Source organism: Klebsiella sp. LTGPAF-6F (assembly GCF_001753185.1).
Taxonomy (GTDB): domain Bacteria; phylum Pseudomonadota; class Gammaproteobacteria; order Enterobacterales; family Enterobacteriaceae; genus Klebsiella; species Klebsiella michiganensis.
Window position 1 is genome coordinate 856122 of record NZ_CP017450.1, and the last position, 21613, is coordinate 877734.

Below are 21613 nucleotides of genomic sequence, written 5' to 3' on the forward strand. Positions count from 1 at the left end.
GGCGCTTTTTTCACCATTTAACCGGAGGCGGATTGATGTTAATAAGTTGCTAATTTATTGCAGAACGGGGGTAATTTGACGATGTATGAAGTGTGGGGAGGATCGCGTTTTCTTCGGCAGGCTAAATGCAAAACGTGCGGTTTTACTCACGGGAAAGCGAGGAAGGAAAAGCGGGTGTGAGCTTAGTCAAGCTTGCTGCCGGACTTCAGCGTGCAGACGTAGAGCGGGGAGTTGATAGAACTGAGAAGAATGGCTTTCTCATTGAGCTTCTGCGCGTTGAGAAACAGGCCATCGTGGCTGTCGGACATCTCGCGCATAAAATAGTCGAAGATTACGTCCGGCGACTCATCGATGGACGAGGCGCTGGATTCCCACTTGCTGATGCGATAGTGGCGCTCGGTGGTGGAGATGCGTTTGCTGGTGTAGCTAAATTTGACGTAGCGCTGGAGATAAAGCCAGCCGGCGGCGGAATCGGTGTAGCCCTCGACGACCATCGACCCTTTGCCGTTGGCGGCAAAGTTGAAATGGATATTGCCGTTAACGTTCTCCTTCTCCATGTTCTCAAAGCGCATAATCGCTTTGGTCGAGCAGCTCATCACCCCGCCGTTCTCGACCGGCAGCAGCTTCCAGGCGCAGAACCCGGCGGCGGCAATAAATACCAGGCTGGAGAGGGCGAAAAAGGGGCGCGGGGCGAGTCTCATTGCGGTTTCCATGAATAGTAAAAATAGTTATCGCAGTAGCTGAACGGGTTATCTTCATGCATCGCGCAGTGGGCGAGGAATACCCGGCCCAGGCCGTTGGTTTCCAGCCGGTCGCCATAGAAGAAGACGAAGCGTTCGCCGGGCTTGCATTCCAGCTTCAGGCGCTGGCGCACGGCATCAAAATTCTTGCCGTAGGCGGTTCCGGCAACGGAGCGCAGCATCTCATCGCTGGCCAGCAGCTCGCACTGGCTGTGGCGCATTTGCGTCAGGGTGATGGGGTGCGATGTGCTGCCGCCGAGAAAACTGCAGACCACCAGCAGCAGGGCGATGGTGAGCAGGCAGCCGCCGGCGAGATACCAGCAGGTACCGCGCGCGTGGCGGCTGGAAACGGTCTTTTGTTCTTCCGGGACCGCGGCCGGGTCTGGCTCGGCTTTTGGCGCGGGCGGCGGCTCCGGCTCCGGGCTGGCGTCGAGCCTCTCGATGGTGAGATCCGGATTGAGCTGCAGCAGTCCGCGCGACACGGTGACGATAATATTGTCGATATCGTAGTGGCGAAAGGTTTTGCGCAGCATGCTCAGGTACTGATTGAGATTGCTGTTGGATGAGGTTAACCCGTTGTCATCCCAGACTTTTTTAAGCACCTCATCGCGGCTGACCACCTCGGTGTGGCGCAGGAAGAACCACAGCAGCGCGTTGGCGGTGATGGACAGCTGGCTGTCCGCCTCATCGCTTCCCGGTAACGTTAGCGTGCCGTCCATTGCATCATAAATAAGACGGCCATGGATGTTATAGCGCATCGTGGCCTCAATCTATCACGTCATACTTCACGTTGCTGGTGCGTTGGCTGCGTTCGCTCACCTTGGTCACATAGTTATCTATGCTCCCAGGGATTCGCTCCCTTGCCGCCTTCCTGCAACGCGAATTATTTAGTGTATATATGCTTCACGCAGGAAGCGTCATCTTCGTCAGATCGCTGACCAGCGACTGCCGGTGCCCGGGGCTCATGGTGCGCCCCTCGGTTAATTCCGATAGCCAGATGCCGTCCGCTGCATAGCGCACCAGCGTGCCGGTATGGCTATTGTCCAGTTCATCGCCTTTCGCCAGATGGTCCAGCATCCAGTCGCGCCAGCATTTTCGCAGCACCGGTTCATCCGGCATGGCCAGCGACAGCACCATCAGCTGGCGGCTCTCCTGGGTATCCGTGAGTTCCGGCGCCGACAGATAGCGCAGATAGGCGCGGGTAAAGCGGCCATAAGAGACGTTATCCGCGGCCATAAGCTCTGCAATCGCCTCTTCCATAATCGCCAGCAGGCGGGCAAAGAGGGCGAAAATCAGCGCCTGCTTGTTGGGGAAATGGTGCAGTAAACCGCCTTTGCTGACGCCCGCTTCGCGCGCGACGGCGTTCAGCGACAGCGAGGCGATACCGTCCCGGCCGGCGATGGTGGCGGCGGATTCCAGCAGTTGCTTATGCAGGCGGACGGGATCTTTTTTACGATGTTGGGCTTCCATATTCATGGCCCGAATCATACCGACCAGACGGTATGATTATTCTTGATCGCTATCAATATGCGAAGGGGCGCAGCGGGACGGGATGACGTTATTGCGTGGAGGCTCACAGTTCACCTTATGAATTGTGGTGATATTCGCCGCGCCGCGAATATCACCCACCGAGATTCACACAGGCTTCACGTGGATAGCGAGGCCGTTTTCTCCCGGCGCCAGCTCCGGACGCAGGTTCAGAGAGGGGATCTGATAGTCGCCGTGATTCTGCCGACGGAAGGGAATGGGCGGCGTTTCGGAGAGGGTATCCAGCCGCCGGGCCAGCGCCTCGCGCAGCGTGGCGAAGCGCTGTGCATCGAGTTTGTCGGTGCGGTAGAACACCACCGGCGGCAGCACCTCAAAGCCGGGATAGAACAGCATCCCGTGCTGAATGGGGAACAGGATGTCGTCGATAGACCCGTTAATTCCGCGCGGCGCGTAGTGTTCCGCCCATCCGCCGGTGGTAACGACCAGCATCGCCCGTTTCCCCGCGAACGTGCCTTCGCCGTAGCGATCGCCCCAGTGGGTTTCGCTGTGCTCGCCGACGCCGTAGGCAAAGCCGTAAGCGTAGACCCGATCAATCCAGCCCTTCATGATGGCGGGCAGCGAAAACCACCACAGCGGGAACTGAAAAATCACCGTATCGGCCCACAGCAGCTTCTCCTGTTCGCCCACGATATCCGCGCTTTGCGTGCCGTTAGCGAAGGCGTACTGCGAATCCCGCGTTGCCCGCCAGCTTTCACCGACCGGCGGCGCGCTGCTGTCGTCGGCATCAAATCCCGCCTTCCAGCGCATGGCGTAGAGATCGGACACCTGCACGTCGTGGCCGGCGTTTTGCAGATGCTGCACGGTAAAATCTTTCAGCGCGCCGTTAAGCGAATGCGGTTCAGGATGGGCGTAAACCAGTAGTATTTTCATTGAAATCACCTCTGAGCAATGGAGAGCTGCAGAGTAGAGTCGGCGACGCTATAGTAGAAATGAATTGCTTCAATAACAGGTATAGCGATGATTAATCTCCAGGGGCTGGATCTCAATTTGCTGCGCACGCTGAACGTTCTGCTCAGCGAAAATAACGTCACCCGCGCGGCGCAGCGCCTCAACCTGTCGCAGCCGTCGGTCAGCGTGCAGCTGGCGCGACTGCGGGAGATTTTCGCCGACCCGCTGCTGCTGCCGGGGCCGCGCGGAATGCAGCCCACCGCCCGCGCCGATGAACTACGCGGGCCGCTGCGCGATGCGCTGCTGGCGCTGGAGCTGGCGGTAGCGCCGGTTCAGCCTTTCGACCCGGCCACGGCGGCGCAGACCTGGCGGGTGGCGGCGACCGACTATATGGCGTCGGCGATTTTGCTGCCGGTGCTCAATACCCTGCGCATCGCCTCTCCGGCCAGCCGCCTGGCGCTGTTTGAGCTACAGCCCGCGCGGCTGGTACAGCAGGCGGATCGCGACGAAGTGGATCTATTTTTTCACACGCGAGACGGCGCGCCGCCCGGGCTGCATCAGCGTTTGTTGTTCCGCGAACGCTACGTGCTGGCGGGCAGGGCCGGGCACCCGGCGCTGCGGTCGGCGTTAAGCCTGGCGCAGTTCTGCCAGCTGGAGCAGGTGATTGTCTCGCCGGACGGCGGTGGATTCAGCGCCGCGACCGATAGCGCGCTGGCGAATCTCGGGCTGGCGCGGCGGGTTGTCCTTTCCGTGCCACATTTCCTGTTTATGCTGGAGACGCTGCGCAATAGCGAGCTGGTGGCGGTGCTGCCGGAGCGGTTGGTGAGCGGAGCTGCGGGTCTGACGGTGGTCGAACCGCCGCTGGCGGTCGCCGGATTTGATATGTTGATGCTGTGGCACGAGCGCTGGCATCGCGACCCGGCGCATCGGTGGCTGCGCCAGCAAATCGTAACGTCATTAGAGGAGAAGCCATGTTAAGCGGATTAAACCATCTGACCCTGGCGGTTAGCCAGCTGGCGCCGAGCGTGGCGTTTTATCAGCAGCTGCCCGGGATGACGCTGCGCGCGCGCTGGGATAAAGGCGCGTATTTTTCCTGCGGCGACCTCTGGCTGTGCCTGTCGCTGGACCCGCAGCGGCGCGTCATTTCGCCGGAGGAGAGCGACTACACCCACTACGCGTTCAGCATTGCGGAGGCGGATTTCGCACTTTTTGCCGGGCGTCTGAATGCGGCTGGCGTCCCGGTATGGAAAACCAATAAAAGCGAAGGCGCGTCGCACTATTTTCTCGACCCGGACGGCCACAAGCTGGAGCTGCACGTTGGCAATCTCGCCCAGCGCCTGGCGGCGTGCCGGAAGCAGCCCTATAAAGGTATGGTGTTTTTTGGCGAGGACGAACAGGCGGCCGGGAACCCGTAGCCCGGTCAGCGCAGCGCGAGCCGGGGAAAAGTGGAGGCTGTATTGCGCGTTGTTTCCCCGGAGGCGGCGCTTGACGCGCCTTGTCCGGGCTACCGGCCCGTGCGCTCGGGTGGCCCGGCTAAACGCAGCGTGAGCCGGGAACATCTCTTACAATTCCTGCTTTAAAAATGTGAAGTTTTTTCCAACGTTGAGAGTATTATCGCTGGATAATTGTCTATACTTTTTTGTATATACAATCAGGATGAATATGATGCCAATGGAGTTTGAATGGGATGCGAACAAGGCAAGAAGTAATCTAAGAAAACATGGAATCCGGTTTGAAGAAGCGGTGCTCGTCTTTGACGATCCCCGGCATCTTTCCCGACAGGATCGTTATGAGAATGGTGAATATCGCTGGCAAACTATCGGTCTCGTTCATGGGGTCATTGTTATCATGGTTGCGCATTCGGTCCGTTTTGAAAGTGGAACAGAGGTCATTCGTATTATCAGCGCCCGGAAGGCGGACAGCAAAGAGAGAAATCGTTATGAACATGGTTAAACATAAACGTGACAATCCGGATACGCTTACGGCTAAGCGAGCCGATGAGCTTAAAGCGCTGGCCAACAAAACGGATGATGAAATCGATTATAGCGATATTCCCGCCACAGACGACGCACAGTGGTCAGATGCCGTACGCGGTAAATTTTACCGACCGCTAAAAACTCAGGCTTCTGTCCGTATTGATGCCGATATTATGGAGTGGCTTAAACGTCCCGGGAAAGGTTATCAAACGCGACTGAATGCGATCTTAAGAGAAGCGATGATTCGCGATCTTAACAAGAAATAGCCTGCCTCATGATTACCCCGGAGGCGGCGCTTGACGCGCCTTCTCCGGGCTACCGGCCCGCAGACGGCTGGGAACCTGTAGCCCGGCTAAGCGCAGCGCGAGCCGGGGAGATAAATCGCGTTAGCCTTCCAGCTTCAGTTCCACATTGCGCTTGAGCACCAGGCGCATCAGCAGGTAATAGACCACGCCAACTGGCAGCCAGCTTAGCCCCAGCACCTTCGCCTGCGCGTCCATCTCATAAATAACAAAGCCGATAATACACAGGCCAATCACCGGGAACAGCAGGTGTACCACCAGATTGCGCGATTTCTGACGAATGATGTAATGGTTTATCACGGCGATATGCAGTACCAGGAAGCCCATCAGCGCGCCGAAGTTCACCAGCCGGCTGAGGTTATCGATATCACCGTAGAACCAGAGGCCGGAAGCCAGCGAAATCAGCGCCACAAACAGGGTGCTGACGTAAGGCGTTTTCAGCCGCGGATGCACTTTCGCCAGCAGCTGCGGCAGCTGCTTGTCGCGCGCCATCGCAAACAGAATACGCGACACGGCGGCCTGCGCCACCAGGGCGTTAGCAATCCCCCAGGAGATCACCGTCGACCACATGGTGACGTACTTCAGCCAGCCGCCGCCCGCCAGATTCGCGGTATCGTAGAAGGCGGTATCGAGGCTGCTGAACGTCATGCCCTGCGCCAGGTCGGCGGCAATCCACGTTTGCAGGATAAACAGCGAACCGACCAGCATCAGCGCGCCCAGCGATGCCTTACCCACGGTATCCACGCCGCCTTTCGTTTCCTCGGACAGCGTGGAGATCCCGTCGAAGCCGAGGAACGAGAGCACGGCGATGGAGACCGCGCCCATCACCAGCGGCAGGCTGAACTTATCGGCGTTGTAGAGCGGGTCGAGGGTCAGATGGCCCGCCCCGGCGCCGGAGTAGAGCGCAATCAGCCCCAGCACGACGAACACCGACAGCACCACGATCTCCGCGATCAGAATCGTGTTATTGGCGCGTGCGGTAAAGGTAATGCCGCGCAGATTAATCAGGCTGTTAATCGCGATAAAGCCGACAATCCACAGCCAGCCCGGCACGCCCGGCAGCATGGGCGCCAGCGCCGCCGCGCTGACGATATAGAGCAGCGATGGCACCAGAATATAGTCCAGCAGGATCAGCCAGCCGGCAAAAAAGCCGACAATGGGATGAATCCCGCGCTGGGCATAGGCGTATACCGAGCCGGAAACCGGGAACGCGCGCGACATCGACCAGTAGCTCATGGCGGTAAAGAACATCGCCACCATACCGATAAGATAGGCCAGCGCCACCATGCCCTGCGCGCCGTCCCAGACGTAGCCAAAGACGCCAAACGGCGCGATGGGCACCATAAATATCATGCCGTAGACCAGCAGGTCGCGGAAGGTCAGCGCCCGGTGCAGCTCCTGCTTATAGCCAAACTGTTCGACGCTCATGCCTGCTCCCCTTCGATGCTCAGGGAGAGCTGTTCAGCCACTGATTTCGGTAAGGCATAACGACAGGTTTTCAGCGGGTCGACTACCTGACAGATTTGCAGGTCGCCGGCGATGCTCAGAATACTGATCGCTTCAGCCAGCGCCAGGGAGGTATTGTCGGCGATAAAGTGCGCCATATTGCGGGTGGCCAGGGCGGCGGCATCATCGAGGGTCAGCGCCGAGGCGAGGGTAAACAGGGTCTCGCTGTTTTCGAGCATCGGCAGCGGCAGGCGGCGGTTTTTAACCACCGTCAGTTCGACCAGCACTTCGCCAGGGATTTCCAGACCGCAGACCGAGACTTCACCATCGCCCATCGCGGCGTGTAAATCGCCCAGCCCGAACAGCGCCCCGGGAACGTTGACCGGCAGCCACAGGGTGCTGCCGGCGGTAATCATTTTGCAGTCCATATTGCCGCCGTGGCTATCCGGCGTGCCGCAGGAGATGGCTTCCCCGGCAGGCGCGACGCCGATCACGCCGACCATCGGATTAAGCGGCACGCGCACGTTGCCGGGCAGCACGGCATGGTCGTTTTCAATGGGCACGATGGTGACCTTCGGAGCATCGAGCTCGTCGCCAATCACCCCCAGCTGCGGCGCGGTGACCATCACCGCCTGATTGCTGCTCAGGGTAATGCGTTTGATGGTGACCTTGAGCGCATCGCCCGGCTCGGCGCCCTCGACGTACACCGGCCCGGTCGCCGGGTTGATGCGCTGCCAGTCCAGCTCGTTGAACACGGCATCGGCGGAGGTGATTTGGTCGGAGAAGCAGTCGCAGGTTTCGAACAGCACTTCACTTCCGCTGCTGACGGTAGCGACAGGAGCGTTATCCCGCGACATGGCGTAAACCACCCGATCTTTGGTTATTTTCATGACATTCATCCCGGTTATATTGTTGTGTTTTTTATATTTAGAGTTTCCCGTATAGGGAATGAGTGAATTTATCGGGATTATCACAGGAAGGCAATCAGGTCAGTTTTTTCAAAAATAAATGGTATATATTTGCTGGTGAATCAGGCGGTTAGATATATTGGTGGGGTTTTCTTATATGCTGGTTATTTAGCAAAAAACTTTTTGTTATTTTGGCTTTAGTGGTCATTTGCTAATTGTTTACTGCTCCGGGGTTATTATCCAGCATATTACGCTGCTGAGTACGGCAGTATGATTTAAAATATGCGGTGATATGAGCGCATTATGTGGTTTTAGGTGCCGTGAGAAGAGAAATCCCGGAGGCGGCGCTTGACGCGCCTTGTCCGGGCTACCGGTCCGCAGACGGCCGGTATCCCGTAGCCCCGGTCAGCGCAGCGCCGCCGGGGAATTTAGCTTAGGCCAGCTTACGTTTCTGCCCGGCGATCGCGCCGATTAATGCCTGCACCTGCTTCTGCTTGCGCGCCGATAGCTTATGCAGCTGGCGCAGAGACTCCACCAGTTCCGGCTCCGGCTGTTTCGCGGTAATCACGATACAGCCTTCCATTACTTTGATATCGATTTTGGCGCCGGTGGCAAAACCGGCGGCTGCCAGCCACTGGCCTTTCATGATAATCGCCGGGATACGCTGATGATCTTCAAAGCGGCTCGCGTAACTGACGGTGCCTTTACGGTTATTTTCCGGGGAGACTTCTGGATCGGTGAATTCTGCAATAGAATGCGGGGTAGTCATGGTCTCTATTCCTTTTCAATAGGGATTGTGATTAGCGAGGCGCTCGTGTTGCAGCACGGGCGTCTTGCGATAAATACCTGTACATATCATCAGGGAATAGACGGAAAGTCCAGCTGAAAATGAATGAAAATAACGGCGGGGATAAAGGGATGGATTATTTCTGGTGATGGGAATAAAGCGGCTATTTAGCCGCTTTATTGGTTTATGAAGGGCGGGTTAATTTATGGCGGCGTCGGTGAGGGCGTCGGCCAGGTGGAGCTGAGTTTGTTGGCTAGTTTGCAGACGAATTTTAAGATCAGAGCAAATCTTGATAGCCAGATTCACGAATGCTATGCATTTTTGCTGGGTAGCAATAGATGGAACTATAATCGGAATTTCTTCGACTACTTTCTTGCTGATTTTAGGCATTGTTCCCGATGTTCCAGTCATTCTGTCCCACATAAATCCCCTGGCTAAAGGTGATGATAGCCAAATAGAAGCATATTCGGGTAAGAGATCTTCATTTGTTCTTATTTTCATCATTAGATCTGGATAAATGATATTTTTGTGATTTTCTTTTACCAAAACATTACAGCCAACAAAATTTGCAGAGTTTCCCCTTTGAATTAAAATGTCACCCTCATTAATATACAGATGACTGTTATTATCGATGTCAATATCTACAAACTTGGATTCTTGTATATTTAGTTCTCCATAAGAAGTTGCACCAAGCTTTAAGACTTTGATCCGAGTATTATTTTTTGATTCTACAGGAGAAAACCCATTTCTTGGGCCAAAAGAAAGAAACGTTTTTAGCTTTTTATACTCGACAACATCACTGCTTTGAACCAGTTTACCCATCACCGCCAGTTGCAGAATGGTCTGTTTTAAGGCGTCAATGCTGGCTTCGGTGGTGAACAGCGTATCGAAATGATCGCTGATACGCGCCCAGTTTTCGGCCAGTTCATCGGCGTTCTGGCTGTCGGTTAGCGTGGTTAACAGGGTTTCAACCAGCTGTTGATGGGCGTCCAGACTGGTCAGGGTGTGCTGTTCCAGTTGGTCGCAGAGGGACATAAGTTCATTTGCCCTTGAGACGATTTTTAGTTGTTCACTTAATGGCGGTAAAGGAAATAATATTTTCGATACAATTGCCCCTGATACTTCTTTAAATGTAGTACCACTTGCCTCTGCATCTATTTTTTTTGCTGATGCCATTAGGAAGTAATATATATATTCTGCACTATCTTTGATATATGGAACACAAGATTTAAAACCCTGGTTTGTTGATAGTTCTGCATCGGCTATCGCGACATATCCAATTGGTGCTCGGCTAGAGAAAAGTACACTCCCTTTTGGCATTAACCTAGCTGATGAGTTTGACAGTCCTGTGGGTGAAATATCACGGGCTCCAGACGAAATGTACTTCCCTTTGAGCCCATATAGGTCTGCCGGAGTAAGCCACTTAATACCATTTTTGGCCCAGTATTGTGGATTATCTGACTTTGGCGTACCTCCACCGACTATTTCACCTACGGTCGCCAGTGTTACCCACTCCCACCCCATCGGCAGCTCAAACGGTTTCTCCTCCTCGCTAATCTCCGGCAGCGGCTTCTGCTTCTTAATTTTCCCCTGCTTCACCAGCTCGGCCTTTTCCGCCGCAATACGTTTCAGCAGTTCAGACGCCGGTTCGTCGTTCGGATCCTGCGGCACCAGCTTGCCGCGCACCGCCAGCTCCAGAATCAGCTCGCGCAGCTTCTTAATGCCGTACAGGTCGATCTTACCCGAGCTGCCGCGCCCCGCCGTGGAGCGGGTTTGCAGCGCCGTGGTCCAGGTGTCGATATGGTCGACAATCAGTTTTTCCACCGCCATCAGTTGGCCTCCTTACCGGAGAGCGCCGCGCCGAGGATATCGCGCAGCTGGTGGCGCAGGGTCTGGATCTCCTGCTGCTGCTTCGCATACTGTGCCAGCAGTTCATCCGGATCGTGGCTGACGGTTTCCGCCTGGTGTGGGTTTTTGATATCGAGGTTAAAGTTGCGGGCAATCACCTCGTCGATGCTGACCTTCCACGCCTGCTCGTTCTCGACGCGGCTGGCGAAGCCGTCGGCCTCGTTGCCCCACCAGTCGATCTCGGCCTGGAACTCTTCAAACTTCATCGGCTTAGTTTTGCTGTAGTTTTTCACGCCCGCCGGATACGGGTGCTCGTAGAACCAGATCTCTTTGGTTGGTTGGCCTTTGGTAAAGAACAGCAGGTTGGTTTTGATCCCGGTGTACGGGTTAAACACGCCGTTCGGCAGACGCACGATGGTGTGCAGGTTGCACTCCTCGGTGAGCAGCTTTTTAATTTTGGTTTTCACGCCTTCGCCAAACAGCGTACCGTCCGGCAGCACCACCGCCGCGCGACCGTTTTTCGCCAGCACTTCAACGATCAGTTGCAGGAACAGATCCGCCGTTTCGCGGGTCTGCATCTCAGCCGGGAAGTTCTTCTCGATGCCGTCTTCTTCGGTGCCGCCGAACGGTGGGTTGGTGACGATCACATCCAACTGTTCATCCCACGACGACAGCGGTTTGTTGAGGGTGTTGTCGTGACGGATTTGCACCGGCACTTCGATGCCGTGCAGCAGCATATTAGTGGTCGCCAGCAGGTGCGGGAGCTGTTTTTTCTCCACGCCGTGGATCTGCTGTTGCAGCGTCTGGTGATCGGCCACGCTCTTCACGTAGTTGTTTTTTACGTGATCGAACGCGCAGGCGAGGAAGCCGCCGGTGCCGCAGGCCGGATCCATAATTGACTCGCCGAGTTTCGGATCGACGCGATCGACCATAAAGCGCGTGACGGCGCGCGGGGTATAGAATTCACCGGCGTTGCCCGCCGATTGCAGATCTTTGAGGATCTGTTCGTAAATGTCGCCGAACAGGTGGCGCTCGCTGGCGCTGGTGAAGTCGATTTCGTTGAGCTTGTTGATCACCTGACGCAGCAGGGTGCCGTTTTTCATGTAGTTATAGGCATCGCTGAATGCCTGTCTGACCACAAAGCCGCGCGGGTTTTTATCGATGGGGGCGGTGAGGTTTTTCAGCGTTGGGAACAGGTCGTCATTGACGAACTCCAGCAGGGCGTCGCCGGTAATGCCCTCGGCGTTCGCCGCCCAGGTGCGCCACAGGTAGCGCTGCGGAATAGGGTATTGGTAGTTATCCTGCTCCAGTTCCAGCGCCTCTTCCTGGGCGTCGAAGATTTTCAGAAACAGCAGCCAGGAGAGCTGGCCGAGGCGCTGCGCATCGCCGTCCACGCCGGCGTCTTTGCGCATAATGTCCTGTAATGATTTGATAACCGAGCTGATTGACATGATGTGTTCCATGTTTCATTAACAATAAGGCCTTCTGCTACGCGGTGGCAGCAGAAGGCGCAAAAGGGGAGTGGTTACGCGGAGCGGGGCGGTAAGTGGTAGATTTCGCTCTCCAGCTCGCTGATGGCCTGATTATACCCATTGCGGTCGCCGAATCCGCTTTTAATGATCTCCGGCAGCGTACCCATGCTGTCGAACGGCTTGAGCTTCAGCACCTGAATACTCTCTATTTCCTGCACGCCCGCGTCGGCGTATTTATCCAGCAACGTATTCAGCACCGCCTGCGCGGCGTCGGAGTATTTGGTGAAGTAGTTGCGCTTGCGCACGTTCTCCGCCCGCTCTTTGCGGGTTAAAGGCGGCTGACCATACACCACGTGGCACAGCATGTCGAACGGGTCGAGCTCTTTACCGACCTCTTCCGCCAGCACTTCCCAGATAATCCCCTGCTGTTCCAGCTCCTTGATGATGGCCTGTTTGCGCTCGGCGCCCTGCCATTTGCGGGTGAAATCATCCAGCGAGGCGTACTCTTTGAGCAGCGTTTTGCGGGTGTAATCTTTGAAGGATTCGGTGATCAGCTTGCCGTCGGCGTCGTAATACTGCACGCGCTGGGCGATTACGCCGACGGCCACGCCGTTGACGTGAAACTTGCGCACTTTGTTCTCGTCCTCTTCCGGCAGCGGGCCGACATCGCCGGAATCGGTGACGGTATACGGGGCGGGATCTTCATCGACACCGGTGATGTCGTCTTCGGTCTCTTCTTCGTGTTCGTCAAACTGCTCTTCAAAATCAGACTCCGGGTCGGCGATATCTTGCGGCGTGGTGTCCATCACTTTTTCCGGGATGCCGTCGAAGCGTTCGTCGGCGAACAGTTCGGTGGCCTTTTTGAAGTCGAGGATGGTGAACCATAGCTTGCCGTAGCGTTCATCGATGCGGGTGCCGCGGCCGATGATCTGCTTGAATTTGGTCATCGACTGAATGTTTTGGTCCAGTACCACCAGTTTGCAGGTTTTGGCATCCACGCCGGTGGTCATCAGCTCGGAGGTGGTGGCGATAACCGGATACTCTTTTTTGGGGTTAATAAAGTTATCCAGCTGGGCTTTGCCAATGTCGTCATCGCCGGTGATTTTCATCACGTACTTGTCGTTCTTTTTGACCTGTTCCGGGTTGAGATTGACCAGCGCACGGCGCATCCGCTCCGCGTGATCGATGTCGTTACAGAAGATGATGGTTTTATCCATCGGGTTGGTGCGTTTGAGGTAATCGGTAATGGTTTTCGCTACCAGTTCGGTGCGCTCATCGATCACCATCGTGCGGTCAAAATCTTTCTGGTTGTAGATACGGTCATCGATCAGCTCACCGTTTTTATCCGTCTGACTTTTGGTCGGGCGCCAGCCCTGGAGATCGACGTCGATGTCGACGCGCACCACTTTATAGGGAGCAAGGAAGCCGTCTTCGATACCTTCTTTCAGCGAGTAGATATACACCGGGTCGCCGAAGTAATCGGTGCTGGAGATTTCATGAGTCTCTTTCGGCGTGGCGGTTAAGCCAACCTGCGTGGCGGCGCTGAAATAGTCGAGGGTTTCGCGCCACGCGCTGTCCTCCGAAGCGCTGCCGCGATGGCATTCGTCGATGACAATCAGGTCAAAGAAATCCGGGGCCACCTGTTTAAAGGCTTTTTGATCTTCTTCCGGGCCGGTGATGGCCTGGTACAGCGCGAGGTGGATTTCAAAGGCCGGGTCGATGGTGCGCCCGGCGACCTTGGTCATAGCCGTGCCAAACGGCAGGAAGTCGTTGTTTTTGGTCTGATCGACCAGAATATTGCGATCGGCGAGGAACAGGATCCGCTTCTTACTTTTGGCTTTCCATAAGCGCCAGATGATCTGGAAGGCGGTGTAGGTTTTCCCCGTTCCGGTCGCCATCACCAGCAGAACGCGGTCCTGCCCGGCGGAAACAGCTTCAATGGTTTTATTGATGGCCTGTAGCTGGTAATAACGCGGCGCTTTGCCGCTGCCGTCGTCGTAGTAGTCCTGGGTAATCACCGGTAGCTGGGCTGCGGTGTAGCCCTTCCAGACGCAGAGCTTGTGCCAGAGTTCGGTTGGGGATGGAAATTCGTCAAGGGTAATACTTTTTTCGAGCAACTCGCCTTCGGCTGCCGTGGCATCGCGGAAAATAAAACCGTCGCCGTTAGTGGCGAAGACGAAAGGAACGTCCAGCAGTCGCGCGTACTCGATGCCCTGCTGCATCCCCTTGCCGATTTCGTGTTTGTTGGCTTTGGCTTCAATGACCGCCAGCGGAATACCCGGCTTGTGATACAGCACGATATCTGCGGATTTCACCGTTCTGCGCGCTGCAACCTTACCGCGCACGATGACCTTACCATCCCGGAGTTTGACCTCCTGTCGGATTTGCGTTGTGTCGCTCCAGCCAGCATCAAGGATGGCGGGCATAACGCGTTTGGTGATGATGTCTGCTTCCGTCAGGGTACTCAGGTTCAGGTCAGCCATTGGGGATTCTCATCAAATAGCGATGCGCAAATTCTACACACAAAATCAGATGAAATCATTACACTCTATGTGCATTATTTGTCTTAAGTCTCTGTTTTAGATGAATTCGTGAATCCTGTACTCAACATATAAGGTTTTAATATGGAAATTATTAAGATTTGGAAATCCTTTCTTAAACATTTCAAACAGAAAAAATTAGACTCTGCGGTGGTTATCTACGGAGCGATCGCCATCTATTTAATTCCCTATAAATTTCCGTTGAAAAGTTACCTTGTTGCGTTTCTTTTTATATCTATTTTAATCTTCGCATGCACTCAAGAATTTCGGCTTAGAGAATATATTAACTTCTTTGTACGTACATGCAACGACCATTTACTGACTCGATTTGCTGGTATTCTATCGCTAACTGCATGGTCAATTTTTTTGCTTTTATTGTTGTCTGCTAATGTGTTTGTAAATACTATAACGTATTGGTTAGCGATTTTCTTTTCGCTCCTCATCCTCATTAGCAGTATTTTGACGGTTTTAGATATTGCCAGAAATAATACAGCAAAAACTCTTAAAATAATCGGTCTGGCGGTTACCGTCTTTTCAGGTGTGTTTACATTTACCAGTAGCTATTCAGCCAGTATTTTCTGGCAAATTAGTAATCTGGAGCTATCGTCCTCTCCATGGTTAGAATATTGCTGGAAAGCCACGGCATATCTTATGTTTTTCTTGTGGTTATCACAGCCAATTTGTTATGGATTGTTTATCATTTACGGTGATAAAGCGAAAGGGTATCGAATATTTACATTAACCGGTGCCTTTATTATGTCAGTTTTTTTGTTTCTACTTGTTCCTAAACTGTTTGGTGATGCTGCTTATTATGTGTTAAACAGAACCATCAATTATGAATGGCGTGATGAAGCAAAATGCGGTGAGCTAAAAGTGAAGAATAAAAATGAAAAATACTTTGGCTTTAATACTGATAAATATACCGTTTTTTATACAGATAAAAATGATAAATGGGGTTTCTATGAGCTTACTTGCCAAAAAGGCAGTAACAGGAAAGATTTTTATGCAGTCGAGTATTTACCTGAATATAATATTCCCGCGTGGTTAAAATAATAGAAACGTTTCCCCGGAGGCGGCGCTTGACGCGCCTGTCCGGGCTACCGGCCAGCGCAGCTCACTCCGGCGCCCACTCCATCGCCACCTTCACCGCCATTCCCAGCTGTACCATCACCTCTTTATGTTTATCTATCGGCGGCAGGGCGCAGTTGATCCTTAAGCAGTTGCGGTATTTACCGGATGCTGAAAACAGCGATCCCGGCGCGACCTGGATCTTCAGCCGGCACAGCTGCTTCGCGACGCAGACCATATCCACCTGCTCCGGCAGCTCGACCCACAGCATAAAGCCGCCTTTCGGGCGGGTAACGCAGATCCCGCAGGGGAAAAACTCCCGCAGCCAGCAGGTGTAAATCTCCATATTACGCTGGTAGATCTGCCGCATCCGCCGCACGTGGCGGTGATAGTGGCCTTCGCGAATAAAGTTACAGGCCGCCAGTTGGGTGGAGGGGACGTTGGTACCGCTGGCGGCATACTTCATCTGCAGCAGACGATCGTAATAACGGCCGGGGGCAATCCAGCCGATGCGCAGGCCGGGAGCGATGGTTTTGGTAAACGAACTGCAGAGCATCACCCGGCCGTCGATATCCCAGGAATGGATGGTGCGCGGGCGCGGGTATTCGGTCGCCAGCTCGCCGTAGATATCATCCTCAAAGATAACGATATCGTGGCGCTGGGCGAGGCACAGCGCCGCCCGCTTGCGGGCATCCGGCATGATAAATCCCAGCGGATTATTGCAGTTGGGGACCAGGATCACCCCTTTGATCGGCCATTGATCGAGCGCCAGCTCTAACGCCTCGATGCTGATCCCGGTTTCCGGATCGGTGGGGATCTCAATGGTTTTTAGCCCTAATCCGCGCAGCATCTGCATGGTGCCGTAGTAGCAAGGGGATTCGACGGCGACGATATCGCCGGGCTGGCACACCGACAGCAGCGCCAGCGACAGCGCGCTGTGGCAGCCGCTGGTGAGCACCAGATCGTTGGCGGTGACCACCGATCCGCCGTCGAGCATCAGGCGGGCGATCTGTTCACGCAGTTCGCGACGCCCGGCCAGCTCGTCGTAGTTCAGCACTTCGCTCAGGTTGTGCTGAATTGCCCGGCTCAGCTCGCGCCAGATAGGCTTCAGGCTCGGCTGAGTGACGTCCGGCGAGCCGCCGCCGAAGGGGATAATCGATTTATCGTGGCGGGCGTCGAGCATGGTCAGCACCTGATCCCACTGGGTGATCTCGACGGGACGCTGGACCGGACGCGACATCGGCGGTACCGGCGGCTGGGCTTTACGCGGGGCCACAAAATAGCCGGATCGCGGCTGCGGCACGATCAGCTGCTGCTGTTCCAGCGTCTGGTAGGCCTGCTGAACGGTGCTGATGCTGACGCCGTGTTCCTGGCTCAGGCTGCGTACCGACGGCAGCTTTTCGCCGGGACGATACAGCCCTTGTTCGATGCGTTCTGCCAGCAGGCTGGCGAGATGTTGATAGCGGGTCATGCTGTATCCTTGATCGTCGCCATACAGATCAATAAACCAGTACAGATTGGCGGTAAAAATGAGGTCTGCTGTACGTTTTAGCGAATCTGTATGTTAAAGAAAAGTATTTTGTGAATCTGTATTGTTTGCCCGCGGATCCGTGAAGATAAAGCCTCTGGCAAGGTGAGGAGGTAGAGGATGGAATTTCACGAGAATCGGGCAAGACAGCCGTTTATCGGCTTCGTATTTCTGGCGCGGATAATCAAAAAATGGTGGCTTCGTGAACAAACGCGCAGAACATTGCAGCGTATGAGCGACGAACAGCTAAAAGATGTCGGGCTGCGTCGGGATCAGATCAATTAAAAAGTGCGATTTTTTACCCGGCATTTTCCCGGAGGCGGCGCTTAACGCGCCTGGCCGGGCTACCAGACCGTGCAGAGCTGTAGCCCCGGTAAGCGTGAGCGCGACCGGGGATTTTCCCGGAGGCGGCGCTTGACGCGCCCGTCCGGGCGACCAGACCGCGCAGAGCCGTAGCCCCGGTAAGCGTGAGCGCGACCGGGGATTTCCCCGGAGGCGGCGCTTGACGCGCCTGTCCGGGCGACCAGACCGCGCAGAGCTGTAGCCCCGGTAAGCGCAAGCGCGACCGGGGATTTCCCCGGAGGCGGCGCTTAACGCGCCTGTCCGGGCGACCAGACCGCGCAGAACTGTAGCCCCGGTAAGCGTGAGCGCGACCGGGGATAATACATTCACAGAATTTATCAATTCATGCTTATCCACTCTTCGTTTCTTGATACTTACCGTGATAAGTATTATTTTCCTCACCGTTAAGTGAGGAAAAAAAGATGACCGAAGACGACCTGTTTGCCCGCCGCCCGATGGGGATGCGCATGGCGATGGTGGTGCGCCAGTGGCGCGCGATTATTGATTCTGCCATCACCGACACCGGCCTGACCCAGTCAAGCTGGACGGTGCTGATGCAGCTGCACCAGCTGGGTGATAACGTCTCGGTCAGCGAGCTGGCGGAGGTGCAGGGCATTGAACTGCCGCCGCTGATGCGCACCCTCACGCAGCTGGAAAAGCAGGGCTATCTGCTGCGTTCTACATCGCCTTATGACAAACGCATACGCCTGCTGACGCTGACGGCGGAAGGCCGCGCTATTCTGGAGAAGCTGAACCGCGTGATTGAGACCTATCAACAGCGCGTCACCGAAACTATCCCTGAAGCGCAGCTCGCCGCCTTTAGCGCTACGTTAAATCAAATCGCCTGCAATCTGCGGACTATCCGCGAAGAAGATAACAAGATCTAAAACACTATGATGACCCCTGAACAGAAATTTGCCCGCTGGGTAAGGGTGAGTATTGCCGCCTTCCTGGCCATATTCGCCTGGTTTATCGTTGCCGATATCTGGATCCCGCTCACGCCGGACTCCACCGTGATGCGCGTGGTCACGCCGGTCTCGTCGCGCGTCTCCGGCTATGTCTCCCATGTCTATGTGCACAACAACAGCCAGGTGAAGAAGGGCGACCTGCTCTATGAACTGGATCCGACGCCGTTTATCAATAAAGTGGAAGCGGCGCAGATCGCCCTTGAACAGGCGAAGCTGAGCAACCAGCAGCTGGACGCGCAGATCGCCTCTGCCCGCGCTAACCTGCGCACCGCCCAGTACACCGCGCGCAACGATAAGGTGACCTTCGAGCGCTACCAGCGCCTGAGCACCATGCAGAACGTTTCCCAGTCGGATCTGGATAAAGTGCGCACCACCTGGCAGACCAGCGAGCAGTCGGTCAGCGCGCTCAACGCCAGTATCCAGAATCTGCTGATCCAGCGCGGCGAGCGCGACGATGGGCGCAACGTCACGCTGCAGAAGTACCGCAACGCGCTGGAAGAGGCGCAGCTTAACCTCGGCTGGACGAAGGTCCGCGCGGAGACTGACGGGATGGTGAGCAACCTGCAGCTTAACCCCGGTCTGTACGCCACCGCCGCCACGCCGCTGCTGGCGCTGGTGAGCAATCAGACCGATATCGTCGCCGATTTCCGCGAGAAGAGCCTGCGCCACACCGGCGTCAATACCGATGCTGCGGTGGTGTTTGATGCGCTGCCGGGGAAAGTCTTCCCGGCGCACGTCACCAGCAGCGATGCCGGTATTCTGGCTGGACAAGAAGAAGTTAACGGCCAGCTATCGCAGCCGGAGCAATCCACCCGCTGGGTGCGCGACGCGCAGCGCATGCGCATTCACGTCGCCCTGGACGAGCCGCTGGATAAGCCGCTGCCCACCGGCGCCCGCGCGACGGTACAGCTCTATAACAGCGATGGCCCGTTCGCCCGTACCTTCGCCGGCGCGCAGATCCATCTGGTGAGCTTCCTGCACTATGTCTATTAATACCCTGGCGCGGGTCTTCACCCCGCACGGCAACATCGTCTACACGGCGAACGATTTTCGCCAGACGCTGCGCATCGCCGTGGCCGGCACTATCGCACTGAGCATTTCGACCTTCTACGACGTACAGTACGGCGTCTTTTTCGTGGTTTATCCGCTGATGCTGCTGTCGCTGGTGCCGGTATTTAACCGTCACGTGGCGCGGCAGTTTGTGTTCAGCGCAGCGGTAAACTGCGTCGAAATGGTGTTAATCGTCGGCTATCTGTCGCAGTGGCCGGTGATTATGACGCTGGTGGTGTTTGGCCTGTACGTGATGCGCTTTCGCTTTATGAGCCAGGGGCCGCTGTTTCTGCTGGGGTCGATGGGCGTGGTGTGTCAAAGCACGATGCTCAACTTTATGAGCTATCCCACCAGTAACTGGCACACCCTGATGTTCTCCAATATGGAGGCCTGCGTGATGGCGGTGGCGCTTAGCGCATTGCTTAATTACTTCATCCCGGACGTTGAACCGCGCAAGCCGCCGCCGCGCATTGAAAAAGATGCTGCCCGTATTCGCCACGAATCGCTGCTCTCCGGCAGCGTGGCGACAATGATCTTTGTGATCTTTCAGGTCTGCGACCTGAGCGACTCGCTGTCGGCGCTCATGGCGGGAATTTTAATTCTGTTCCCGATGCACTATCGCGGCGCGGTGATCAGCTCGATCTGGCGCGTGGTGGGGGTGGTGCTGGCCTGCCTTTATATCCTGGTGGTGCAGCTGATTATCTACGACTTCAGCAATCATATGGTGCTGATGATGCCGCTGATTGGTCTCGGCCTGGCGTTTAGCGCCCGCCTGCACGTGATGGAGAAGGTGGGGGCCGGCGTTGGCTTCGCCAGCATTACCACCATCGGCATCATGTTCGGCCAGAACCTGCATCCGGACCAGGACCTGGTGTTCAGCGATCTGTACCGCATCACTTCCGTCACCGTGGCGCTGATCGTTACGCTGACCATGGTCTTCCTTATGCATCGGCTGCTGAACTGCTTTGCGCCAACCCGATTCGTAGTGACCGAATAAGCTCAGGCCGCCAGCGCCCGCTGCGCGTCGCGAAAAGCGTTGTGCAGCAGCCGCCACATATGATGCGCCGCCGGGGAAAAGCGGCGGTCGGAGTTGCGTAGCAGGTGGCACTGGGCGCTGCTGGCGATAGGATGATCGATGGGGACCGCGGTCAGAATACCGTGGGCGATCGCCTCCCGGGCGGCGTATGCGGTCATAAAAGAGATCCCCAATCCCGCCTGGCTCAGGCTCATGGCGGTGGAAAAGAGGTTGCAGCGATAGGCCGGGTGAAACTGCCGTCCGGCGGTTTTAAACATGGCGTTCATATGGCGCTGCAGGCCAAAGCTGTCGGTGAGCGCGATCAGGCGATATTGCGTGAGCTCATCGATGGTGACGGCGGGCAGGGCAGCGATGGGATGCTGTGGCGAGACCACGGCGCAGATAGGGCCCCACTGAAAGCTGTGGCGTTTAAGCTCCGGGTTGCCGATGGGGCCGAAGGCGACCGCCATATCCGCTTCACCGCTGGCGATATCGTTGAGCATCTCCTGCATGCTGCCGACAATAATATCCACGAATACGTTAGGCCAGGACTGCGCAAAGGTGCTCATCACCGATTCAATAAAGGTGGTGACCAGCCCGCCGCCAATCCTCACCGAGATAGTCCCGCCGCGCATATGGCGTAAATCCTTCAGGTGACTTTCCAGCTTTTCCCGGCGCTGACGGCTTTCGAAGTAGTCCTCCGCCAGCAGACGTCCGGCTTCGGTCAGCACCACGTTTCGTCCCTGGCGTTCCAGCAGCGGCAGCTCCAGCGCCCGTTCCAGCTGCGCTATCTGGCGGCTGATGACTGACGGGTTGATGCCCAGCATATCGGCGGCCCGGCGAATGCCTCCCTGAATCCCGACTTCATACAGATAGCTCATCGGCCTCTCATGCAACATCGTTTCTCGCTCCTTTGTTGACCTGTGGTCAACAATAACACCCTTTCACAGGTATTTATCATCCCGGCAAGTTATAGATAATCGTAATTCGGACAAAAACTGACAGGGAGGAAAATTCTCATCGCTTATTCCCGGTGCGCTATTAAGGCGGCAAGGCTCGGGGAGTTGAAGAATAAGAAATGGTGATGATGCTGATTAAGGGAATATGGAAAAGCTTATCAGTGAAAATAATAAATTCGAATAACAATAAATTGACATAATTTCAAATTGCAAACAATCGCACTAACA

21 protein-coding genes are annotated in these 21613 nt (G+C 55.6%); 9 read left to right on the forward strand and 12 right to left on the reverse strand.

The genetic code is table 11. The annotated features are described in order from the left end of the window. Positions 1–182 precede the first annotated feature (182 nt). From BJF97_RS04065 to BJF97_RS04080, 4 genes are all read right to left on the reverse strand, one after another. Positions 183–701: a FidL-like protein gene (locus BJF97_RS04065; protein WP_004098240.1), complete on the reverse strand. Its 519-nt coding sequence runs from the start codon at positions 699–701 to the stop codon at positions 183–185. Continuing rightward, entirely contained in the window at positions 698–1498 is an 801-nt protein-coding gene (locus BJF97_RS04070; RefSeq protein ID WP_032693034.1) for a winged helix-turn-helix domain-containing protein, read from the reverse strand. Before BJF97_RS04070 ends, BJF97_RS04065 begins: the two co-directional genes overlap by 4 nt. A 145-nt stretch (positions 1499–1643) precedes the next feature. After that, on the reverse strand, positions 1644–2228 hold the full coding sequence (locus BJF97_RS04075; protein ID WP_004098242.1) for a TetR/AcrR family transcriptional regulator: 585 nt from the start codon (positions 2226–2228) through the stop codon (positions 1644–1646). A gap of 147 nt (positions 2229–2375) precedes the next feature. Continuing rightward, positions 2376–3158 (reverse strand): NAD(P)H-dependent oxidoreductase, encoded by a 783-nt coding sequence (locus BJF97_RS04080; protein WP_032693033.1) that lies wholly within the window; start codon positions 3156–3158, stop codon positions 2376–2378. An 87-nt stretch (positions 3159–3245) separates the two neighbouring features. On the opposite strand from BJF97_RS04080, the gene BJF97_RS04085 reads away from it, so the two are divergent. The 4 genes from BJF97_RS04085 (at position 3246) to BJF97_RS04100 (ending at position 5418) form a co-directional block, all read left to right on the forward strand. Beyond that, positions 3246–4154 (forward strand): LysR family transcriptional regulator, encoded by a 909-nt coding sequence (locus tag BJF97_RS04085; RefSeq protein ID WP_032693031.1) that lies wholly within the window; start codon positions 3246–3248, stop codon positions 4152–4154. Next, complete coding sequence (locus BJF97_RS04090; RefSeq protein WP_032693030.1) at positions 4148–4591, forward strand: FosA family fosfomycin resistance glutathione transferase; 444 nt, start codon at positions 4148–4150, stop codon at positions 4589–4591. The genes BJF97_RS04085 and BJF97_RS04090 overlap by 7 nt, the downstream gene beginning before the upstream one ends. A gap of 250 nt (positions 4592–4841) precedes the next feature. After that, the gene (locus BJF97_RS04095; RefSeq protein WP_042933975.1) at positions 4842–5129 is read left to right on the forward strand and encodes a BrnT family toxin; all 288 of its coding nucleotides are present in this window, start codon (positions 4842–4844) and stop codon (positions 5127–5129) included. Continuing rightward, positions 5116–5418 carry a BrnA antitoxin family protein gene (locus BJF97_RS04100; protein WP_025108476.1) on the forward strand — a complete coding sequence of 101 codons (303 nt, stop codon included), beginning with the start codon at positions 5116–5118 and terminating at the stop codon, positions 5416–5418. The genes BJF97_RS04095 and BJF97_RS04100 overlap by 14 nt, the downstream gene beginning before the upstream one ends. Before the next feature lie 120 nt (positions 5419–5538). Here BJF97_RS04100 and BJF97_RS04105 read toward each other — a convergent pair whose 3' ends face one another. The 6 genes from BJF97_RS04105 to hsdR all read right to left on the reverse strand — a co-directional run bounded on the left by BJF97_RS04105 (position 5539) and on the right by hsdR (position 14398). Further along, entirely contained in the window at positions 5539–6882 is a 1344-nt protein-coding gene (locus tag BJF97_RS04105) for an APC family permease (protein WP_070082846.1), read from the reverse strand. Beyond that, on the reverse strand, positions 6879–7790 hold the full coding sequence (locus tag BJF97_RS04110; RefSeq protein WP_032693024.1) for an acetamidase/formamidase family protein: 912 nt from the start codon (positions 7788–7790) through the stop codon (positions 6879–6881). Before BJF97_RS04110 ends, BJF97_RS04105 begins: the two co-directional genes overlap by 4 nt. Before the next feature lie 451 nt (positions 7791–8241). Next, positions 8242–8577 carry an endoribonuclease SymE gene (symE, locus tag BJF97_RS04115; RefSeq protein WP_014227760.1) on the reverse strand — a complete coding sequence of 112 codons (336 nt, stop codon included), beginning with the start codon at positions 8575–8577 and terminating at the stop codon, positions 8242–8244. A gap of 216 nt (positions 8578–8793) precedes the next feature. Beyond that, positions 8794–10425: a restriction endonuclease subunit S gene (locus BJF97_RS04120; RefSeq protein WP_032693023.1), complete on the reverse strand. Its 1632-nt coding sequence runs from the start codon at positions 10423–10425 to the stop codon at positions 8794–8796. After that, complete coding sequence (locus BJF97_RS04125; RefSeq protein ID WP_032693022.1) at positions 10425–11894, reverse strand: N-6 DNA methylase; 1470 nt, start codon at positions 11892–11894, stop codon at positions 10425–10427. The genes BJF97_RS04120 and BJF97_RS04125 overlap by 1 nt, the downstream gene beginning before the upstream one ends. A 74-nt stretch (positions 11895–11968) precedes the next feature. Next, positions 11969–14398: an EcoAI/FtnUII family type I restriction enzme subunit R gene (hsdR, locus tag BJF97_RS04130; protein ID WP_070082847.1), complete on the reverse strand. Its 2430-nt coding sequence runs from the start codon at positions 14396–14398 to the stop codon at positions 11969–11971. A gap of 141 nt (positions 14399–14539) precedes the next feature. Here hsdR and BJF97_RS04135 point away from each other — a divergent pair, with 141 nt between their 5' ends. Continuing rightward, a complete protein-coding gene (locus BJF97_RS04135) occupies positions 14540–15508 on the forward strand; it encodes a hypothetical protein (RefSeq protein ID WP_032693020.1) in 969 nt (322 codons plus the stop codon). Between the two features lie 61 nt (positions 15509–15569). Here the strand turns inward: BJF97_RS04135 and BJF97_RS04140 are convergent, their stop codons facing one another. Continuing rightward, positions 15570–16994: an aminotransferase-like domain-containing protein gene (locus BJF97_RS04140; protein WP_004110291.1), complete on the reverse strand. Its 1425-nt coding sequence runs from the start codon at positions 16992–16994 to the stop codon at positions 15570–15572. 177 nt (positions 16995–17171) lie between these two features. Between BJF97_RS04140 and BJF97_RS04145 the strand changes: the two genes are divergently transcribed. The 4 genes from BJF97_RS04145 to BJF97_RS04160 all read left to right on the forward strand — a co-directional run bounded on the left by BJF97_RS04145 (position 17172) and on the right by BJF97_RS04160 (position 20408). Next, the gene (locus BJF97_RS04145; protein ID WP_004098259.1) at positions 17172–17336 is read left to right on the forward strand and encodes a DUF1127 domain-containing protein; all 165 of its coding nucleotides are present in this window, start codon (positions 17172–17174) and stop codon (positions 17334–17336) included. 479 nt (positions 17337–17815) lie between these two features. Continuing rightward, a complete protein-coding gene (locus tag BJF97_RS04150; protein ID WP_014227766.1) occupies positions 17816–18280 on the forward strand; it encodes a MarR family winged helix-turn-helix transcriptional regulator in 465 nt (154 codons plus the stop codon). A gap of 6 nt (positions 18281–18286) precedes the next feature. After that, positions 18287–19354 carry an HlyD family secretion protein gene (locus tag BJF97_RS04155; RefSeq protein ID WP_032693019.1) on the forward strand — a complete coding sequence of 356 codons (1068 nt, stop codon included), beginning with the start codon at positions 18287–18289 and terminating at the stop codon, positions 19352–19354. Next, positions 19344–20408 carry a DUF2955 domain-containing protein gene (locus tag BJF97_RS04160; RefSeq protein ID WP_004098265.1) on the forward strand — a complete coding sequence of 355 codons (1065 nt, stop codon included), beginning with the start codon at positions 19344–19346 and terminating at the stop codon, positions 20406–20408. The genes BJF97_RS04155 and BJF97_RS04160 overlap by 11 nt, the downstream gene beginning before the upstream one ends. Before the next feature lie 2 nt (positions 20409–20410). On the opposite strand, the gene BJF97_RS04165 is transcribed toward BJF97_RS04160, so the two are convergent. Then, a complete protein-coding gene (locus BJF97_RS04165; protein WP_004098266.1) occupies positions 20411–21325 on the reverse strand; it encodes a LysR substrate-binding domain-containing protein in 915 nt (304 codons plus the stop codon). Positions 21326–21613 lie beyond the last annotated feature (288 nt).

What these genes read in the sequence shown, in the direction of transcription:
- BJF97_RS04065 (WP_004098240.1), bottom strand. Translation starts at nt 701, where the DNA reads ATGAGACTCGCCCCGCGCCCCTTTTTCGCCCTCTCCAGCCTGGTATTT.
- BJF97_RS04070 (WP_032693034.1), bottom strand. Translation starts at nt 1,498, where the DNA reads ATGCGCTATAACATCCATGGCCGTCTTATTTATGATGCAATGGACGGC.
- BJF97_RS04075 (WP_004098242.1), bottom strand. Translation starts at nt 2,228, where the DNA reads ATGATTCGGGCCATGAATATGGAAGCCCAACATCGTAAAAAAGATCCC.
- BJF97_RS04080 (WP_032693033.1), bottom strand. Translation starts at nt 3,158, where the DNA reads ATGAAAATACTACTGGTTTACGCCCATCCTGAACCGCATTCGCTTAAC.
- BJF97_RS04085 (WP_032693031.1), top strand. Translation starts at nt 3,246, where the DNA reads ATGATTAATCTCCAGGGGCTGGATCTCAATTTGCTGCGCACGCTGAAC.
- BJF97_RS04090 (WP_032693030.1), top strand. Translation starts at nt 4,148, where the DNA reads ATGTTAAGCGGATTAAACCATCTGACCCTGGCGGTTAGCCAGCTGGCG.
- BJF97_RS04095 (WP_042933975.1), top strand. Translation starts at nt 4,842, where the DNA reads ATGCCAATGGAGTTTGAATGGGATGCGAACAAGGCAAGAAGTAATCTA.
- BJF97_RS04100 (WP_025108476.1), top strand. Translation starts at nt 5,116, where the DNA reads ATGAACATGGTTAAACATAAACGTGACAATCCGGATACGCTTACGGCT.
- BJF97_RS04105 (WP_070082846.1), bottom strand. Translation starts at nt 6,882, where the DNA reads ATGAGCGTCGAACAGTTTGGCTATAAGCAGGAGCTGCACCGGGCGCTG.
- BJF97_RS04110 (WP_032693024.1), bottom strand. Translation starts at nt 7,790, where the DNA reads ATGAAAATAACCAAAGATCGGGTGGTTTACGCCATGTCGCGGGATAAC.
- symE (WP_014227760.1), bottom strand. Translation starts at nt 8,577, where the DNA reads ATGACTACCCCGCATTCTATTGCAGAATTCACCGATCCAGAAGTCTCC.
- BJF97_RS04120 (WP_032693023.1), bottom strand. Translation starts at nt 10,425, where the DNA reads ATGGCGGTGGAAAAACTGATTGTCGACCATATCGACACCTGGACCACG.
- BJF97_RS04125 (WP_032693022.1), bottom strand. Translation starts at nt 11,894, where the DNA reads ATGTCAATCAGCTCGGTTATCAAATCATTACAGGACATTATGCGCAAA.
- hsdR (WP_070082847.1), bottom strand. Translation starts at nt 14,398, where the DNA reads ATGGCTGACCTGAACCTGAGTACCCTGACGGAAGCAGACATCATCACC.
- BJF97_RS04135 (WP_032693020.1), top strand. Translation starts at nt 14,540, where the DNA reads ATGGAAATTATTAAGATTTGGAAATCCTTTCTTAAACATTTCAAACAG.
- BJF97_RS04140 (WP_004110291.1), bottom strand. Translation starts at nt 16,994, where the DNA reads ATGACCCGCTATCAACATCTCGCCAGCCTGCTGGCAGAACGCATCGAA.
- BJF97_RS04145 (WP_004098259.1), top strand. Translation starts at nt 17,172, where the DNA reads ATGGAATTTCACGAGAATCGGGCAAGACAGCCGTTTATCGGCTTCGTA.
- BJF97_RS04150 (WP_014227766.1), top strand. Translation starts at nt 17,816, where the DNA reads ATGACCGAAGACGACCTGTTTGCCCGCCGCCCGATGGGGATGCGCATG.
- BJF97_RS04155 (WP_032693019.1), top strand. Translation starts at nt 18,287, where the DNA reads ATGATGACCCCTGAACAGAAATTTGCCCGCTGGGTAAGGGTGAGTATT.
- BJF97_RS04160 (WP_004098265.1), top strand. Translation starts at nt 19,344, where the DNA reads ATGTCTATTAATACCCTGGCGCGGGTCTTCACCCCGCACGGCAACATC.
- BJF97_RS04165 (WP_004098266.1), bottom strand. Translation starts at nt 21,325, where the DNA reads ATGTTGCATGAGAGGCCGATGAGCTATCTGTATGAAGTCGGGATTCAG.